This window comes from Novosphingobium terrae (assembly GCF_017163935.1).
GTDB lineage: Bacteria > Pseudomonadota > Alphaproteobacteria > Sphingomonadales > Sphingomonadaceae > Novosphingobium > Novosphingobium terrae.
Map to the genome: position 1 here is coordinate 1,001,397 of NZ_JABVZR010000001.1, position 16,157 is coordinate 1,017,553.

15 protein-coding genes are annotated in these 16,157 nt (G+C 65.4%); 10 read left to right on the plus strand and 5 right to left on the minus strand.

Features of this window, described 5'->3' with window-relative positions; genetic code table 11:
* Positions 1–63: 63 nt before the first annotated feature.
* The 5 genes from HGK27_RS04730 (at position 64) to HGK27_RS04750 (ending at position 3,968) form a co-directional block, all read left to right on the plus strand.
* On the plus strand, positions 64–315 hold the full coding sequence (locus HGK27_RS04730) for a GlsB/YeaQ/YmgE family stress response membrane protein (protein ID WP_206239129.1): 252 nt from the start codon (positions 64–66) through the stop codon (positions 313–315).
* Positions 316–340: 25 nt separating this feature from the next.
* The gene (locus HGK27_RS04735; protein WP_206239131.1) at positions 341–640 is read left to right on the plus strand and encodes a hypothetical protein; all 300 of its coding nucleotides are present in this window, start codon (positions 341–343) and stop codon (positions 638–640) included.
* Positions 641–864: 224 nt separating this feature from the next.
* Positions 865–1,773 carry an alpha/beta fold hydrolase gene (locus HGK27_RS04740; RefSeq protein ID WP_206239132.1) on the plus strand — a complete coding sequence of 303 codons (909 nt, stop codon included), beginning with the start codon at positions 865–867 and terminating at the stop codon, positions 1,771–1,773.
* A gap of 107 nt (positions 1,774–1,880) precedes the next feature.
* Entirely contained in the window at positions 1,881–2,417 is a 537-nt protein-coding gene (locus tag HGK27_RS04745) for a ferritin-like domain-containing protein (RefSeq protein WP_206239134.1), read from the plus strand.
* Positions 2,418–2,420: 3 nt separating this feature from the next.
* Positions 2,421–3,968 (plus strand): DUF4403 family protein, encoded by a 1,548-nt coding sequence (locus HGK27_RS04750; RefSeq protein WP_206239136.1) that lies wholly within the window; start codon positions 2,421–2,423, stop codon positions 3,966–3,968.
* A 267-nt stretch (positions 3,969–4,235) separates the two neighbouring features.
* On the opposite strand, the gene HGK27_RS04755 is transcribed toward HGK27_RS04750, so the two are convergent.
* On the minus strand, positions 4,236–5,165 hold the full coding sequence (locus HGK27_RS04755; protein ID WP_206239138.1) for an aldose 1-epimerase family protein: 930 nt from the start codon (positions 5,163–5,165) through the stop codon (positions 4,236–4,238).
* Between the two features lie 192 nt (positions 5,166–5,357).
* On the opposite strand from HGK27_RS04755, the gene HGK27_RS04760 reads away from it, so the two are divergent.
* Positions 5,358–6,560: an MFS transporter gene (locus HGK27_RS04760; protein ID WP_206239139.1), complete on the plus strand. Its 1,203-nt coding sequence runs from the start codon at positions 5,358–5,360 to the stop codon at positions 6,558–6,560.
* Between the two features lie 80 nt (positions 6,561–6,640).
* Positions 6,641–7,918: an SAM-dependent methyltransferase gene (locus HGK27_RS04765; RefSeq protein WP_206239141.1), complete on the plus strand. Its 1,278-nt coding sequence runs from the start codon at positions 6,641–6,643 to the stop codon at positions 7,916–7,918.
* Positions 7,919–7,970: 52 nt separating this feature from the next.
* Here the strand turns inward: HGK27_RS04765 and HGK27_RS04770 are convergent, their stop codons facing one another.
* From HGK27_RS04770 to HGK27_RS04780, 3 genes are all read right to left on the minus strand, one after another.
* The gene (locus HGK27_RS04770) at positions 7,971–8,561 is read right to left on the minus strand and encodes a DUF4142 domain-containing protein (RefSeq protein ID WP_206239142.1); all 591 of its coding nucleotides are present in this window, start codon (positions 8,559–8,561) and stop codon (positions 7,971–7,973) included.
* 185 nt (positions 8,562–8,746) lie between these two features.
* Positions 8,747–8,899, minus strand: a complete 153-nt coding sequence (locus HGK27_RS04775; protein ID WP_206239144.1) for a hypothetical protein — start codon at positions 8,897–8,899, stop codon at positions 8,747–8,749.
* 138 nt (positions 8,900–9,037) lie between these two features.
* Complete coding sequence (locus tag HGK27_RS04780; protein WP_206239146.1) at positions 9,038–9,949, minus strand: aldo/keto reductase; 912 nt, start codon at positions 9,947–9,949, stop codon at positions 9,038–9,040.
* Between the two features lie 127 nt (positions 9,950–10,076).
* Here HGK27_RS04780 and HGK27_RS04785 point away from each other — a divergent pair, with 127 nt between their 5' ends.
* A complete protein-coding gene (locus HGK27_RS04785) occupies positions 10,077–10,721 on the plus strand; it encodes a TetR/AcrR family transcriptional regulator (protein ID WP_206239148.1) in 645 nt (214 codons plus the stop codon).
* A gap of 134 nt (positions 10,722–10,855) precedes the next feature.
* Positions 10,856–13,063, plus strand: a complete 2,208-nt coding sequence (locus tag HGK27_RS04790; RefSeq protein ID WP_206239150.1) for a beta-glucosidase family protein — start codon at positions 10,856–10,858, stop codon at positions 13,061–13,063.
* A 271-nt stretch (positions 13,064–13,334) separates the two neighbouring features.
* On the opposite strand, the gene HGK27_RS04795 is transcribed toward HGK27_RS04790, so the two are convergent.
* Positions 13,335–14,111 (minus strand): helix-turn-helix transcriptional regulator, encoded by a 777-nt coding sequence (locus HGK27_RS04795; RefSeq protein WP_206239152.1) that lies wholly within the window; start codon positions 14,109–14,111, stop codon positions 13,335–13,337.
* Positions 14,112–14,336: 225 nt separating this feature from the next.
* Here HGK27_RS04795 and HGK27_RS04800 point away from each other — a divergent pair, with 225 nt between their 5' ends.
* Positions 14,337–16,148, plus strand: coding sequence for a PAS domain-containing protein (locus HGK27_RS04800; RefSeq protein ID WP_206239154.1), 1,812 nt, complete (start codon positions 14,337–14,339; stop codon positions 16,146–16,148).
* The last annotated feature ends 9 nt before the right edge of the window (positions 16,149–16,157 follow it).

The window sequence follows — 16,157 nt, forward strand, 5'->3', positions numbered from 1 at the left end:
TTGCTCGCGGTCTCCTGTTCCATCGCCATAGCAAGGTTTGGCGCAACTTGAGGAGACGGTACAATGGGTATCCTTATCTGGCTGTTGATCGGTGCCGTGGTCGGCTCTCTGGCAGGCATGATCATGCGCGAAAGCTTCGGCCTGATCGGCAACATCGTCGTCGGCATCGTGGGTTCGGCCATCGGCGGCGCGATTTTCGCGCGTGGTGACATCAACAACAGTCCGCTGACGGTGGGCACCTTTGCGGTCTCGCTGCTGGGTGCGATCGTGCTGCTGGCCATCGTCAATCTGCTGCGTCGCGGGTCTTTGACCTGAGCGGCCTGATCACGGGGAGGATTGTATGAAGAAGCTTCTCACGGCGGTGGCGGCGCTGGGTCTGGTGGCGGGCCTTTCGGCCTGTTCCAAGCCTGACACGCAATCGCAGGCCGCGGATTCCGCACAGGCCGATGCCGCGCTGAGCAGCGCGGGCAAGGATCTGAAAGCCGGGCTCGGCAAGATCGGCGATGCGGCCAGCCACACCGCCGACAGCATCGAAGCCTCGGGCAAGGAACTGGCCAAGCAGGGCAAGGCCGCCGCCGCCGATGCGGCGAGCGATGCCAGCACCGCTGCGTCCAAGGCCTCCAAAGATCTGCGCAACTGATTCAGGCCATCGACTGCGCAGACAATGCCGCCGTTCCGCATCCAGCGGGAGGGCGGCATTGGCATATCCGTCCCCCGCGTTTCGATCGGCATTCGACCGGCATAGGCAGGGCCACGCCCTGCCGCTTGGACCGCGCCAGTACGGACCCATTCGCCACGCCGGTGGTTGGAAACCATGGTTGCAACCGGCGCGACAGACCGCGCGCGACAATGGGAGACACGCCGATGACGATGGTCGAAACCCGCGATGGCACGCATCTTTTCGCCAAAGCCTGGGGGCAGGGCCGCCCGGTGGTGCTGATCCACGGCTGGCCACTCTCCTCTGACAGCTGGGACCCGGTCGCCAATCGCCTTGCCGATGCCGGTTTTCAGGCGATTTCCTATGACCGGCGCGGCTTTGGCCGTTCCAGCCAGCCCTCGGGCGGCTATCATTACGACACCTTTGCTGACGATCTGGCCGATGTGATGGCCCATTTCGGCGCCAGCCGCGATGTGGCGCTGGTCGGCTTCTCGATGGGTGGTGGCGAGGTGGCGCGCTATATGTCGCGCCATCAGGGCAAGGGGGTCAGCCAGGTGGCGCTGATCAGCTCGGTGGTGCCCTATATGCCCAAAACCTCCGACAATCCCGAGGGCGTTCCGCTGGAGGTCTTCGATGAGATCGAAAAGGGCCTGCTGGGCGACCGCGCGCATTTCCTCGCCGGTTTCTTCAAGCAGTTCTTCGGCGTCGGCCTGCTGGAAAAGCCGGTCAGTCAGGAGGTGCTGGACAACGCTGTGCATGTGGCGATGCGGGCGGGCCTGCGCCCCACGCTTCAGGCCGCCCGCGCCTTTGCCACCACTGACTTCCGTGGCGATCTGCCCAGCATCCATGTGCCCACGCTGATTGTCCATGGCACGGCGGACAAGACGGTGCCCATCGCCGCCACCGCGCATGAGGTGGCCCGCCGCCTGCCGCGCGCCGTGCTGGTGGAGTATGATGGTGAGCCCCATGGCGTTTTTGCCACGCAGCATCGCCGCCTGTCCAACGATCTGATCGCTTTTCTTGAGGGCAGCGGCATCGTGCTCAACGAAGGCCCCACGCGACAGGAGCTGATCGACGACGCCACCGCCAATATGGTCGTCGCGCCCTCATTGTAGGGAGTGATCGGGCGGGCCGCATCCCAAGGCGGTCCGCCCTTTTCACGCCCGTGGAACAGAGCGCTGCCTAGCGCATTGCATCAGGGCAGACCGTAAAGGAGCCCGTGATGGCAACGCTTCTCAAGGACACATTCACCCCCACCGAAAAGCTGCGCGCCGAGGCCCGCAAGCATGTCGAGCAGGGGCCGATCACCGAAAGCTATCCCGAGGATCGCCCGGTCATCGTCGAGCAGCTCAACCGCGCTCTGGCCACCGAATGGGTCTGCGTGCTGCGCTATCTGCGCCATGCCTATTGCATCAGCGGCGTGATCGCCGAGCCGATCAAGGCCCATTTCCTCGAACACGCCCGCGAGGAACAGGTCCATGCCGGAAAGCTGGCCGAACGCATCGTTCAGCTGGGCGGTGAGCCCGATCTCAACCCGGCCACGCTGACCAAGCGCTCGCATGCCGAATACAAGACCGGCGAGTCCATCGAGGATATGATCCGCGAGAACCTCATCGCCGAGCGCATCGCGGTGGAGGCCTATCGCGAGCTGATCCGCTTTATCGGTGACCGTGATCCCACCACCCGCGTTCTGCTGGAAGGCATTCTGGCGCAGGAAGAGGAACACGCCGACGAGCTGCGTGACCTGCTTGAGAATTAAGCGATGACGGCTGACGCCGGGGCGCCTCCGCCCCGACGCATCATCACCGGCAAGCGCGTGCTGCTCCTGTTTGGCGCGGCACTGGTCGCGGGCGGCGGCGGGCTGTGGTATGCCATGTGGCATCACCGCGCGCCCTCCGGCCCGCCGCCGCATGCCACAGAGATGGCGGTGCCTCCGGCGATCAGCTCGACCATTGCCGTGCCGCTCTCCAGTGAACTGGGGGCGTTGCAAAAGCTTCTCGAACAGGAAATCCCCAAGGATCTCTGGACCATCGATCAGCCCGGTGCCACCTGCGCCGGGCCGCAAAAGGTCAGACTGTTCGGCGCGGACATCGGCGTTACCCCCAAGCTGAAATGCCATATCGTGGGCGTCGCGCATCGCGGGCCCATCACTTTGCATGGGCAAGGGCAGGTGATCGTGGCCGATCTGCCGATCAATGCCGATGTACGGGCGGAAAATGTCGGCGGGCTGGTCAATGCCCATGCCACCGGCAGCGCCATGGCCCATGCGCGCATCACCCTGTCGCTCAGCCCCGACTGGCATGCCCATGGCAAGATTGCCCTGGCCTATGACTGGTCCACCCCGCCCGGCATCGATCTGCTGGGCCAGCGCGTGACCTTCACCGACAAGGCCGATGAAAAGCTCAAACCCCTGATCGCCAAACTGCAGGCCAAGCTGCCCGAGCAGCTGGACAAGCTCAACCTGCGCCAGCAGGTGCAGGGCCTCTGGGCCAAGGGCTTCACGGTGCTGAACCTCAATCAGGACAATCCGCCCGTCTGGATGCGGATCGTGCCCCAGCGCATCGACTATGGCGGCTACACCATTGCCGGCAACCGGCTGACGCTCAACCTCGGCATGGTCGCGCTGACACAGGCCGTGGTGGGCCAGCGCCCCGCCGATCCCGCGCCCACGCCGCTGCCGGATATGGGCAAGGCCTCGCCGCAGGATCAGCAGGTGAAGATTTTCGCCCCCGTCATCGCCGATTATGACCAGCTTGTGCCCGTGCTGAACAAGGCGCTGGCCAAGCGCTCGGCCAAGCCTTTCGTGCTGCCCGGCATTGGCCCGGTGACGGCCAGCTTCAGCAACATCGAGATCTTCGGCGCCAGCAAGGGCCGCATTGCCGTGGGCGCCGACGTAACGGCCTACGCCGGGGCCAACGCTTCGGCTGCCACGCATGGTCGCATCTGGTTCGCCGCCAAGCCCGACAACGCCGATGGCAGCCAGCTTGTCCATTTCAGCGACCTTTCCGTCAGCGGCGGCACGGATAACGCCGGTGGCGACCTGCTGCTGGCCATTGCCAACTCGCCCGGCTTCTCCGGCGCGGTGGCGGATGCTTTGCAGCAGAACTTCGCTCGCGATTACAACAATCTGATCGGTAAAATTCAGCGCGCTATCGATGAGCGTCAGCAGGGCGATTTCCGGATCAAGGCCAAGCTGGCCGAGGCGAAGAACGGGCGGATGGTGCCTTATGCCAACGGGCTCTACATGCCGGTGTGGTTGCGGGGGCAGGCGAGTATTGCCTATGTTCCGGGGGGTAAGGGAGGGAAGTAGGCCTCCGGCGGGCAAAGGGCCATCGCCCTTTGCAATCCCTTTAATGTCTGCGTGGCGTATCGGGTTCGGCCTTAGAGCTAAGGTCGCCGCGCCGCAGGCAGGGATTGCCAGCGCAGCTTATCATTCCGCGATTTGATTGCCTGCGGCGCCTTATGTTGCGCAGGTGGAGAGGCTGGGCGCTTGGCTTCGGCGCCACTGAGCTTTCGTCGGAAGACGTCATGGGAGCGCGAGGGGGTAACCCCCTCGCATCTTCTACTTTCCCCTTCCTTACGCGGAGCGTTCATGAGTCAGGCTCATGCTTGCCTTCCACACCTCCCCCGGAGGCAAGACAATCACCCCCGGCTTCTGAAAGATATCGCCTGAGAAATCGTCCGCATCGGCGTGGCCTTGCCATGGCTCGATGCAGATGAAGTCGGCGTCGGGCTTGGTCCAGATGCCAAGGTCGGGCAGGTTCTCGGTCTGGAGGCGGATCGCCGGGCCGCCCGGAGAGGTGTAAGTGAAGGCGTGGCTGTTCACTTCGGGGAAGATCAGCGCGTCCTGCTCGAACAGGGCGTCGCGCAGGCGCAGTTCCTGACCTTCCAGTGGCGAGGGTTCGCTGCGGGCCAGCAGGCCGTTGCTGTCGAGGCGGGCGATATCGGGCGCCTCGGGCCTGTCGAAAAGGATGTGATGCGCGGCGCGCAGGCCGCCCTGGGGCAAGGGCCAGCGCAGGGCGGGATGGAAGCCGAAGCTGAAGGGCATGGGGGTGTCGCCGCGGTTGGCCACTTCGGCGCCGATGGTCAGCGTGTTGCCGGTGATGGCGTAGCTGATCGTCAGGGCGAAGGCGAAGGGGTAGGCGGCGCGGGTTTCGGCATTGTCCTCCAGCCGGAAGAGGGCGTGATGGTCGTCATGGGCGCCGGGCGTGAAGCGCGCGTGGCGGGCAAAGCCGTGGCGGGGGAGGCGGTAGACATGGCCATCGTGGCGGTAGCTGTCATCGCGCAGGCGGCCGACGATGGGAAAGAGGATCGGCGCACGGCCCGACCAGATGTCGGGATTGCCGTTCCACAGCAGATGGCCGCCGTCACGGTCACGCAGGAACCAGAGTTCCGCGCCCAGCGGATTGATTGCCGCATCCAGCCCGCCCGGGGCGCCGATGGGGACCAGATCCTCGGGCGGCGTACCCTGAGGCAGGGTGGGGATCAGGGGGGATTGCTCGTTCATGACGGAAAAATGACTGGAACGCTGCGGTGTTCCGGACTCCACCCCGCTTGAGATCGCCTGTTTGAGCCTGAGCGTGTTGCGAAAGCGGCAAGCGCCCATGTCGCCAAAAGCATTGCCTGTGTGGGTGGGGGAGGCCTATGGGGAAGTTCGCGCTGACATCCCCCCCTCAGCGGCTTCATCGAAGGACAATCCATGCCCCATCCGCAGGCCGGTGCCACCGCCGCTGCTCGCCCCTCTGTCACTCCGGCGCTTCCCACGCTGGCCATGGCGGTGGCGACGGGCATGGGTGTGGCCAACATCTATTACAACCAGCCGATGCTGGGGCTGATCGAGCGCGAAATGCCCGGCACGCTCTCTGCGATGCTGCCGATGGTGACACAGCTGGGCTATGCGGCGGGGCTGGTGCTGCTGGTGCCGCTGGGCGATCTGCTGGAGCGGCGCCGGTTGATCGTGGTGCAGTTCCTGCTGCTGGCGGGGGCTCTGGCGCTGCTGGCCATGGCGCCCAATGCCGCGATGCTGCTGCTGGCGGCTGCGGTGGTGGGCGCGATGTCGACGGTGGCGCAGCAGATCGTGCCTTTTGCCGCCCATCTGGCCAGCCCGGAGAAGCGCGGCGCGGTGGTGGGCACGGTGATGTCCGGCCTGCTTTGCGGCATTTTGCTGAGCCGCACGCTGGCGGGCATTGTGGGCGGCCATGCCGGGTGGCGGGCGATGTTCGCGCTGGCCGTGCCGCTCTCGCTGTTGGCCGGAGCGCTGATGCGCTGGCGCTTGCCGCACAGCAAGCCTGATGCCGGGCTGGGCTATGGCGCCTTGCTCGCCTCGATGGAGCATCTGTGGCTCGATTTTCCCGCGCTGCGGCTGGGGGCGATCAGCCAGGGGCTGGTCTTCGGGTCCTTTTCGGCCTTCTGGTCGATCCTGGCGCTGCACCTGCAGGAGCCGCGTTTCGGGCTGGGCGCAGGAGCGGCCGGGTTGTTCGGCGTGATCGGCCTTGTCGGCGTGGCGGCTGCGCCTTTGGCGGGGCGCGTGGCCGACAAGCATGGGCCGCGTCCGATGATCGTGGCCGGCGCTCTGGTGGTTGTGGCCGGCTGGGTGGTGATCCGCCTGTGGGATACGCTGGCAGGCATGGTGCTGGGGGTGATTGCGCTGGATTTCGGGGTGCAGATCGCGCTGATTTCCAACCAGCATATCATTTTTGCCCTCAAGCCCGAGGCACGCTCGCGGATCAACACCATCTTCATGGCGGTGATGTTCGTGGGCGGCGCGCTGGGCTCGGCGGGCGCCGCCTGGGGCTGGGCGCATGGCGGCTGGCCGCTGGTGGCGCTGATCGGTCTGGGCGCCTCGGCGTTGGCGGCAGCAATCCAGCTGTTTTTCGCGCGAAAATCTTCGGCCAATACCTAGGTAGCTCTTGACCATAGGGCGGAACGGGGTGATCTTTGGAACGTTGGGTTACGGGGGTAGTGTAAAGGAAGAGAACAGGCATGTGGTTGCTTGACCGTTTGTTGCGCCGGCTGATCCGTCATGGGTCCTTGCAGATCACCGATGCCGATCTTCGCGTCTACACATACGGGCAACCCAGCGAAAACCCGATCCGCCTGACCTTTACCGACAAGCGCACTGCCAACCACATCGCCCGCTATCCCGCTCTGGGCGCGGGTGAAGCCTATATGCGCGGCTGGATGGTCGTCGAATGCCCGCATGACATTCGCGATCTGGTGCTGATGTTCAGCGCCGAGGCCCGCGCCGCCAAGACCCATATGCAGGCGCCGGGCAAGCTGCGGAACCTGTTCGACAAGATCGGCTGGTGGGCCGATCAGTTCAACTATCGCAAGCGCGCCAGCAGCAATGTGCGCCACCATTACGACCTCAACCGCCAGTTCTATGAGCTGTTCCTCGATGAGGACCGGCAATACACCATGGCCTATTTCGCCGATGACAAGGCCACGCTGGAGCGGGCGCAGCTGGAGAAGAAGGCGCTGATCGCCGCCAAGCTGCATCTGCCCACCGATGGTTCGGCCAGGGGCATGCGGGTGCTGGATATCGGCTGCGGCTGGGGCGGGTTGGCGCTCTATCTCAACCGCCATTACGGCTGCGAGGTGCTGGGCATCTCGCTGGCGCCCGATCAGGTGAAATTCGCGCAGGAGCGGGCCGAGGCGGCAGGCGTTGCCGATAAGGTGCGCTTCGAACTGGTGGATTACCGCGATCTGAAAGACCAGTTCGACCGCATCACCAGCGTGGGCATGATCGAGCATGTGGGGGCGCGGCATTTCGGCGAATATTTCGGCCATACGTTCGACCGGCTGAAGGATGATGGGATCATGCTGACCCATACCATCGGTCGCACCGGTGGCCCGGGTTTCACCGATGCCTGGACGCGCAATTACATCTTCCCCGGCGGCTACATTCCCGCAATGAGCGAGCTGGTGAAAGCCATTGAGCGCACCGGCTGGCAATTGGCCGATGTGGAGATCCTGCGCTATCATTACGGCCACACGCTGGCCGAATGGTATCGCCGCACCACGCTGCATTCCAAGGAAATCATCGCGCTTTACGATGAGCAATTGCTGCGCATGTGGCAGTTCTATCTCGCCGGGGCCGAGCAGGCCTTCCGCAATGACGAGATGGTCAACTTCCATCTCCAGAGCGTGAAGAGGCAGGATGTGCTGCCCATGACCCGCGACTATATCACCACCGAAATGCAGCGGCTGATCGGTGAGGAAGCGCCGCCGCAATGGCATCTGGCGCCCCGCGTGGCTTGAGGCATCACGTTGATCAAGGGATGGCCGGGCGTGATGCCCGGCCATTCTCGTTTCAGCCGCTGATCTTGTTCAGCATGGTGATATGGTCGCGCACCACGGGCACGATGTTGTCGGCCACCACCTTGAGCTGAGGCGTGTCGCCACCGGCGCCATAGCTCTTGTGCAGGGCCAGAGCGGCCTGATGGCCTTCCTTCTGATCCTCGATGTAGAGCTTGTCGGCATCCTCGCCCTTGGCGGCCTTGATGGCATCCAGCTTCTGCTGAAGCTCGGGCGGTAGCGTAGGTTCGGGCGCCTTGATGCCCGCCGCCATGGCCGCCTTCTTCACCTTCTCGGTGGAGTCCTGATGGGCCGAGATCATCATCTTGGCGAAATTCTCGATCTCGGCATTCTTGGTGGTCTTGAGGATGGCGCGCGAGGATTCGATCTCGAACTTGTCGCCCGCGCCGGCCTTTTCGATATAGCTCCTGGCATCGGTCACCGGGGCGGTGTCGATGGCACTGTCGCTGCTGGAGACGGCGGCGGGGTCGTCAAGCGCGGCACTGCTGCTGACGGCATCGGAGGTGGAGGGCGCCTTCTGGCAGGCCGCCAGAGCCAGCGCGGGCAGCAGAGCGGGCAAGGTGAGCCGGATCAGGGATTTGTTCATCACTCTCTCCTCAAACATGCTTGGGTTTCAGACAGGCTTCCGGGCGTCGCGGGAAGGCGCGATGCTGCACCCTTGCTGCATGCCATGCTGCAGGGTGATGGGGGCAATGCAGTCCCCGGAGGCATGATGGTGCAATGGGCGTGAGGGCCAAATGGTCCCGGTGTTTTTGAACCAGGCTGTGTTGGTTATGGTGCGCCTCTGTTCAGCGCCCAGAGCACGATCATGCCAAGGATCGTCACGCTCAGCCCGATCAGCAGCATCCAGCGCACCACGCCGGGGGTGGAGCCGCCGCGAGCCTTGTCGGTCTCGATATGGATTTCCTCGTCGTCGCCCTGCATGGGATCTCTCCTCAGGTGCCTCCCGACAGACATTCCATGTCGGTTACGCCTGAGGAGGCCCAGAGTTTCCTTGCGGTAAAATTGAAGCCGGCAGAGGGAAAGGTGTTCAGGGCAGCCGGTCGTCAGGGCAAACAGTCGTCAGGGCAGGGCTTCGCCGCGCGCCGCCACCAGCACTGCGTACCAGTCCTGACGCGTCCAGCGGATCTTGAGCGCTTCCATGCCCTCGGCAATGCGCGCGGGGTTCTGCGAGCCGACGATGGGCACGATGCCCGAAGGATGCGCCATCAGCCAGCCATAGGTAGCCGCCATGCGCGACACGCCCTGCTCCTGCGCCACCTTGTCCAGCGCCGCCGCCACGGCCTTTTCACGCGGGCTCTGCGGATCGGCCAGACGGCCACCGCCCAGCGGTGACCATGCCAGCGGGGTCAGCCCCAGCATCATCGCCTGATCCAGTTCGCCATTTTCGAAACAGGTGAGCCGCAGCGGGCTGATTTCGGGCTGGGTGGCGACCAGCTTCTGCCCCAGAAACTGGTTCAGCGCCGCCGTCTGCGCCACGGTAAAGTTCGAAACGCCCAGCGCCCGGATCTTGCCTGCCGCCACCGCATCGTCCAGCGCGCGCGCCACCTCTTGCGGATGGGCGAGGATATCGGGGCGATGGACCTGCCACAGATCCACGGTCTCCACACCCAGACGCTTGAGCGAGGCATCGATCGCCTCGGCCAGATAGGCGGGGCTCTGGTCATAGGGCAGGGGCGGGCGGATGCCGCCCTTGGTGGCCAGCACCATGCGCTGGCGCAGCGCGGGTTCGGCGCGCAGCACCTCGCCGAGCAGGCTTTCCGCGGCGCCAAAGCCCGCATCGCCAAAGCCATAGATATCGGCGGTGTCCAACAGGGTGATCCCGGCGTCCAGCGCGGCATGCACGCGGCGCGCGGCCTGCTCCACCGTGGCGGCGCCCTCGGTCAGGCGCCACATGCCCCAGGCGATGGGGGAGATGGCAAGGCCGGTATCGCCCAGCAGGCGCGAGGCGGGAGGCGGGGGCAGCAGGCTCATCGGGGGCATCCTTCATAGGGCAACACCTTGGCCGATAAGGGCCGCCTTTGCTGCCCGCAAGCCGCAATCCGTGCTGAATACGAAGCGATCCTTGCTCCTCCCGGCGATTGCAGCGATGATTGCCGGCATGACCTCTTCGCGCGCGCCCCGCCGTCCACCGATCCAGCCCCGGGCCGAGGAAACCCGTGCCCGCATCCTGCAAAAGGCACGCGATGCCTTTGCCGAACAGGGCTTCGACGGCGCCAGCAGCCGCGACATCGCGCGTGAGGCGGGGGTCACCCATTCGATGATCACCTATCATTTCGGCACCAAGGACGCCCTGTGGCGCGAGGCCGTGCGCGACATGTTCGCCCTGATCGATGCTCAGGTGAATGCGCCGGAGATTTATGAGCAGGATCTCGATCCGGTCGAGCGCTTCCGCCAGCAGATGCGCCGCTACACGCGCTATTGTGCGCAGCATCCCGAGCATGCCCGCATCACCATCGCCGAGGCCATCCGTGGCGGTCCGCGTCTGGAATGGATGATCGAGGAATTTGTGAAGCACAACCACGCGGGGTTCATGCCTCAGTTGAAGACGTTGATGGAGGCGGGGATTTTGCCTGCGGTGCCTCCGGAATCCCTGCTCTATGCCATCGTGGGCATGGCGCAATTGCCCTTTGTGCTGGCGCGCGAGGCGCAGGGCGCGCTGAATTACGACTTCACGCAGGAGGCCGCGATCGAGCGCCACGCCGATGCCATCCTGACCCTTCTGCTGCGCCGTAACGAGGCCTGAGCAAGGCTGGTTGACAAAACCATCCAGCTGGATGATTTCTGCGACAGGATCAACGAAGGGAGAGGCCCGCCGGTCTGCCTGCCGCCTGTTGTGCGTGCTGACCGGCTGCCTTGAAAGACAAGGATATCAAGCGCATGGTAGCAAAGCGGATGGTGCAGGCCGGACGGATCGGCGTGGCTCTGATGGCGTTGGCAGCCGCCGGAGCGGCGGCAGCAGCGCCAACCGATGCCGAGCAGCGCGCGGCAGCCACGGTCAAGGCGATGACGCCCGAGGAAAAGACCGTGCTGACCCATGGCATCATGCCGCTGCCCATCGTGCCCAATGCGCCGCCGCCGCCGCCGGGCGCCATCATCGGCGCGGGCTTCATTCCCGGGATCGACCGCCTTGCGGTGCCGGCGCTCAAGGAAACCGACGCCTCGCTGGGCGTGGCCTATGTGATGGGCCTGCGCAAGGATGGCGCCACCGCGCTGCCCAGCGGCGTGGCCATGGCCGCCAGTTGGAACCCGCAGATCCTGCGCGAAGGCGGCGCGATGATCGGCAGCGAAGCGCGCGCCAAGGGCTTCAACATCCTGCTGGCGGGTGGCACCAATCTGACGCGCGATCCGCGCAATGGCCGCACCTTCGAATATCTCTCGGAAGATCCGCTGCTCTCGGGCGTGCTGGTGGGCAACGCCATTGCGGGCATCCAGTCGAACCATATCATCTCGACCATCAAGCATTTCGCGCTGAACGGTCAGGAGACGGGCCGCAAATTCGCCGATGTGAAGATCAGCGACGCCGCCGCGCGTGAAAGCGATCTGCTGGCGTTCAAGATCGGCATCGAGGTCGGCAACCCCGGCTCGGTCATGTGCTCCTACAACCGCGTGCATGGCGAGCAGGCCTGCGCCAGCGACTATCTGCTGAACACAGTGCTGAAGAAGGACTGGCGCTACAAGGGCTTCGTCATGTCCGACTGGGGCGCGGTGCCGGGGCTGGACGCGGCGCTCAAGGGCCTCGACCAGCAGTCTGGCGAGCAGCTCGATCCGGGCATCTTCTTCGCCGACAAGCTGGCCGCCGCCGCCAAGAGCGATCCGGCCTATGCCGCCCGCCTCGACGATATGAACAAGCGCATCCTCTGGGCGATCTACGACAACGGGCTCGACAAGAATCCCGCCAAGCCCGGCGGCGAGATCGACTTCAAGGCCGACAGCGCCGTCTCGCTGGAAACCGCCAGGCAGGGCATCGTTTTGCTGCGCAACACGGGCAACGCCCTGCCGCTGGCCAAGACGGCCAAGCATATCGCGGTGATCGGCGGCTATGCCGATACCGGCGTGCTGTCTGGCGCCGGCTCCAGCCAGGTGCAGGGCAAGGATGGCCCTGCGGCCGTGATCCCGCTGGGCGGCACCGGCCCCTGGGCCTCCTTCATCGCCGAACAGTATCACCGCTCGGCCCCGGTCGATGCGATCAAGGCGCTGGCCCCTCAGGCTGAGGTGAACTTCCGCACCGGCACCTACATCTCCGACGCGGTTGCGGCGGCCAAGAAGGCTGACGTGGCCATCGTTTTCGCCACCAAATGGGCCTCCGAAGGGCTCGATCAGGCCGATCTGACACTGCCACGCGGGCAGGACGCCTTGATCGAGGCCGTCGCCGCCGCCAACCCGCACACCATCGTCGTGCTGGAAACCGGCAACCCCGTGCTGATGCCCTGGCTCGACAAGACCGCCGCCGTGGTCGAGGCATGGTTCCCCGGCGCGCGCGGCGGCGAGGCCATCGCCAGCGTGCTCTTCGGCGACACCAACCCCTCGGGCCGCCTGCCGATCACCTTCCCGGCCAGCGAGAGCCAGCTGCCCCGCGCGAAGATCGACGGCTACGATCAGTACGATCCCAACTTCTCCGGCGACGCCCCCAGCAAGGACGCCCAGCTCCATGTCGATTACGACATCGAGGGTTCGGACGTGGGTTACCGCTGGTTCGCCCGCCAGAACGCCAAGCCGCTGTTCCCCTTCGGCTTCGGCCTGAGCTACACCAGCTTCACCAGCGGCGCCCTGAAGACAGACGGCCACAAGGCCAGCTTCGCGCTGGCCAACACCGGCCAGCGTGGGGGCGCCACGGTGGGTCAGGTCTATCTGGTGAGCCGCAATGGGCAGAAGCTGCGCCGTCTGGTGGGCTTCCAGCGCGTCGAGCTGGCGCCGGGCGCTTCGCAGAATGTCGCGTTCAACATCGATCAGCGTTTGCTGGCCGATTGGAAGGATGGCGGCTGGTCGGTGCCTGCGGGTGACTACGGTTTCGCCGTGGGTGAGAATGCCGAAACGCTGGGGCCGGTGGTGAGTGTGAAGGTGAAGGCTGCGCGTTGGAAGGATTGAAGGGTAGATGAAAGGGATAAATGCGAGGGTGTTACACCCTCGCGCTCCCATGAATGTCTGCGTTGCGCATCGGGTTCGGCCATAGGGCTAATGTCGCTGCGCCGCAGGCTTTAAAAACGTGAACACCTCTATTGATCAGGATCTCGCTGCCTGCGGCGCTTGACGTTACGCAGGTGGAGAGGTTGCGCGCACCGGTTGGGTGCCACCGCCTTATCGTCGGAAGACGTTCCGGGGGTGCAGGGGGTGTAACACCCCCTGCTTAGCCTTCTTCTCATTCTTCAGAAGGCACCAACACCACCAGCTTGTAATCGCTGCGCTCGGTGGGGTGCAGCGTGTGCTGCCGATAGGCGATCAGACCCTGCGCGGGATGCACAAAACCCCGCAGCCCGCCCTCGCGCGCGACCACGGCCTGACGGTCCCACACTTCGGCGAAGAACGGGCTCTCGGCTTTCAAACCCTCCACCAGCGCCAGAGCGCGCGGATCGTCCAGCGCCCGGCCATAATCGGCGCGGAACTCGGCCAGCAGACGGGTGGCGCGGTTTTCCCAGTCGGGGATCAGGGCGCGGGCGGCGTCTTGGGTGAAGACGTAGCGCAGCAGATTATGGGGCCCGTCGCCCTCCAGCCATGGGGCGAAAAGCTGGCGCGCCGCCTCGTTCCAGCAGCAGGCGTTCCACAGGCGGTCGAGGCCATAGGCCGGGTGAGCGATCAGCCCGACCATGGCGTGCAGAGCCTCGGGCGCATCGGCGGCGGCAGAGGGTGCGGGGGCGTCGGGATCGCGGCGGCCGGCCAGTTCGAAGAGATAGGCGCGCTCTGCCGGGGTCAGGGCCAGCGCCATGGCGAGGCGGCGCAGGGCCTCGGGCGAGACGCTGACGTCGCGACCCTGCTCGATCCAGGCGCACCAGGTGGCGCCGATCCCGGCGCGGGCGGCCAGTTCCTCGCGGCGCAGGCCGGGGGTGCGGCGGCGGGCGGTGGGCAGGTCGGGCGTGAGCCCCTCGCGGTGCGAGCGGATGAATTGGCCCAGCAGGCGGCGTTGCTCCTCGCTCCTCATGGGGTGCCTATAGGCGAGGGCGGGGCGGGGGCCAAGGCATTGCCTGCACGCATTTTTCCGAGGGGCTGGCGGAAAGATGCAAGTTTCGCGCGTCGTCTCCTGCTTGGAGGCCGCCGGGAAAGCCTTGCCGCACCCTTCCTTCCTGCGCCCCGAAATGGTAAAAGGCCGGCGCGGGGAGGATGGACTCTGCAGGGCTTGCGTGGGTTCTGGCGGGACGGTGCGGGCATGATCGAGGGACAACAGCCGCTTACGGGTGAGGCTGATGCGGCCGTGGGGCTGCGCGCCGTTTTTGACGCCATCGATGAAGGTGCTTGCCTCGTCGAGCGCCTGCCTGCCGGGCCTGAGGCTTCGCGCAACTATCGTTATCTGGCGATCAACCCGGCGATGCGCGCCATGTTCGGCATGGGCGATCTGACCGGCCAGACCATCCGCGACACCTTCCCCCGCGAAGCCGAGGCCTGTTACGATGCCTATGATCGCGTGCTGGCCAGCGGCAAGCCGATGCGGTTCGAGCGGGAGAGGGGCCCTCATGGCATGGTGCTGGCGGTGTCGGTTTCGCCGCTGAAGGGCGCGCCGGGGCAGTTGTTGATCGTGATGCAGGATATCACCCAGCGCCGCCGCGCGGAGGAGGCCCTGGCGCGCAGTGAGCAGCGGATGCATGCCCTGCTGCGCGCCAGCTCTGACATGATCTACCGCATGAGCGCCGATTGGAGCGAAATGCGCGAGTTGCAGGGCCGGGAGATGCTGGCCGATACGCAGGGCTCCAGCGTCCGCTGGCTGGAGGATTATATTTTCCCCGAGGATCAGCCCATGATCCGCGCCGCCACGCAGGAGGCCTTGCGGCGGGGCGGCACCTTTGAGCTGGAGCATCGGGTGAAGCGGGCTGATGGCTCGGCGGGCTGGGTGTTTTCGCGTGCCATTCCGCAGTTCGATGCCGATGGTGCGCTGGTCGAATGGTTCGGCATGGCCAGCGATATCACCGCCCGGGTCGAGGCTCAGCAGCAGGCCGAAGCGGCTCGCGCGACACTGGCCGAAAGTGAGGCGCTGCTCTCGAAAATCCTCGACGCTTCAAGCGATTGCATCAAGCTGATCGAGCTGGACGGCACGCTCGGCTTTATCAATGAAGGCGGCATGCGCACCGCCGAGATCGCCGATCTGGCGCAGGTGAAGGGCACCTATTGGCCCGATTACATGGCCACGCCGGAAAGCCGCGATCTGGCCCGTGTCGCCCTGCTGGCGGCGCTGGCGGGGGAGACCTCGCAATTCGAGGGCGCGGGGCTTACGCTGTTGGGGCGGCCCAGATGGTGGCATGTCACCGTCTCGCCGCTGATGGATGAGAGCGGCGCGGTCGGCCGCATTCTGGTGGTCTCGCGCGATCACACCGCCATGCGCGATGCGCATGAGCATCAGGCCATGCTCAATGGCGAATTGAGCCATCGGCTGAAGAATTTGCTTTCGCTGGTGCAGTCGATCGTCAGCCAGACCTTGCGCCATGCCGCGGGGCTGGAGGATGCCTCGGCCAAGATCGCCTCGCGCATGCTGGCGCTGGCTCAGGCGACCGACGGCCTGACCAGCAGCGCCTGGAAAGAGGGCAGCCTGAGCGAGACCATCGGCGCGGGCCTCTGCTGCGTTTCGGCCTATGGCGAGCGGATCGCGCTGAGCGGCCCGGATCTGCGCATCGGTGCCCAGGTGGCCTTGGCCCTGACGCTGACGGTGCATGAGCTGGCGACCAATGCCGTCAAATATGGTGCGCTGAGCCATGAGGGCGGCCGCATCACCCTGTGCTGGGCGGTGGAAGAGCGGGCCTTGGCATATGGTGGGGTGCAGCAGCATTTTCTGCTGGACTGGCAGGAGCATGGCGGGCCGCTGGTCCACCCTCCGCAGCATCGCGGCTTTGGCAGCCGTATGATCGAGCGGGTCCTGCTGGCGCATATGACCGGGCGGCTGCATGTGGATTATGCGCCCGAGGGGCTGCATTTCAGCGTGGATACGCCGCTGGCCGATCTGGCCGGTCCTTCGGCTTTGCCGCAGGGCTGAGGAGCGTCG

Excerpts from the sequence above, each read along its gene's own strand:
- HGK27_RS04785 (WP_206239148.1), top strand. The coding sequence starts at position 10,077 with ATGACCTCTTCGCGCGCGCCCCGCCGTCCACCGATCCAGCCCCGGGCC.
- HGK27_RS04730 (WP_206239129.1), top strand. The coding sequence starts at position 64 with ATGGGTATCCTTATCTGGCTGTTGATCGGTGCCGTGGTCGGCTCTCTG.
- HGK27_RS04775 (WP_206239144.1), bottom strand. The coding sequence starts at position 8,899 with ATGCAGGGCGACGACGAGGAAATCCATATCGAGACCGACAAGGCTCGC.
- HGK27_RS04800 (WP_206239154.1), top strand. The coding sequence starts at position 14,337 with ATGATCGAGGGACAACAGCCGCTTACGGGTGAGGCTGATGCGGCCGTG.
- HGK27_RS04765 (WP_206239141.1), top strand. The coding sequence starts at position 6,641 with ATGTGGTTGCTTGACCGTTTGTTGCGCCGGCTGATCCGTCATGGGTCC.
- HGK27_RS04795 (WP_206239152.1), bottom strand. The coding sequence starts at position 14,111 with ATGAGGAGCGAGGAGCAACGCCGCCTGCTGGGCCAATTCATCCGCTCG.
- HGK27_RS04740 (WP_206239132.1), top strand. The coding sequence starts at position 865 with ATGACGATGGTCGAAACCCGCGATGGCACGCATCTTTTCGCCAAAGCC.
- HGK27_RS04770 (WP_206239142.1), bottom strand. The coding sequence starts at position 8,561 with ATGAACAAATCCCTGATCCGGCTCACCTTGCCCGCTCTGCTGCCCGCG.
- HGK27_RS04750 (WP_206239136.1), top strand. The coding sequence starts at position 2,421 with ATGACGGCTGACGCCGGGGCGCCTCCGCCCCGACGCATCATCACCGGC.
- HGK27_RS04745 (WP_206239134.1), top strand. The coding sequence starts at position 1,881 with ATGGCAACGCTTCTCAAGGACACATTCACCCCCACCGAAAAGCTGCGC.
- HGK27_RS04755 (WP_206239138.1), bottom strand. The coding sequence starts at position 5,165 with ATGAACGAGCAATCCCCCCTGATCCCCACCCTGCCTCAGGGTACGCCG.
- HGK27_RS04735 (WP_206239131.1), top strand. The coding sequence starts at position 341 with ATGAAGAAGCTTCTCACGGCGGTGGCGGCGCTGGGTCTGGTGGCGGGC.
- HGK27_RS04760 (WP_206239139.1), top strand. The coding sequence starts at position 5,358 with ATGCCCCATCCGCAGGCCGGTGCCACCGCCGCTGCTCGCCCCTCTGTC.
- HGK27_RS04790 (WP_206239150.1), top strand. The coding sequence starts at position 10,856 with ATGGTAGCAAAGCGGATGGTGCAGGCCGGACGGATCGGCGTGGCTCTG.
- HGK27_RS04780 (WP_206239146.1), bottom strand. The coding sequence starts at position 9,949 with ATGAGCCTGCTGCCCCCGCCTCCCGCCTCGCGCCTGCTGGGCGATACC.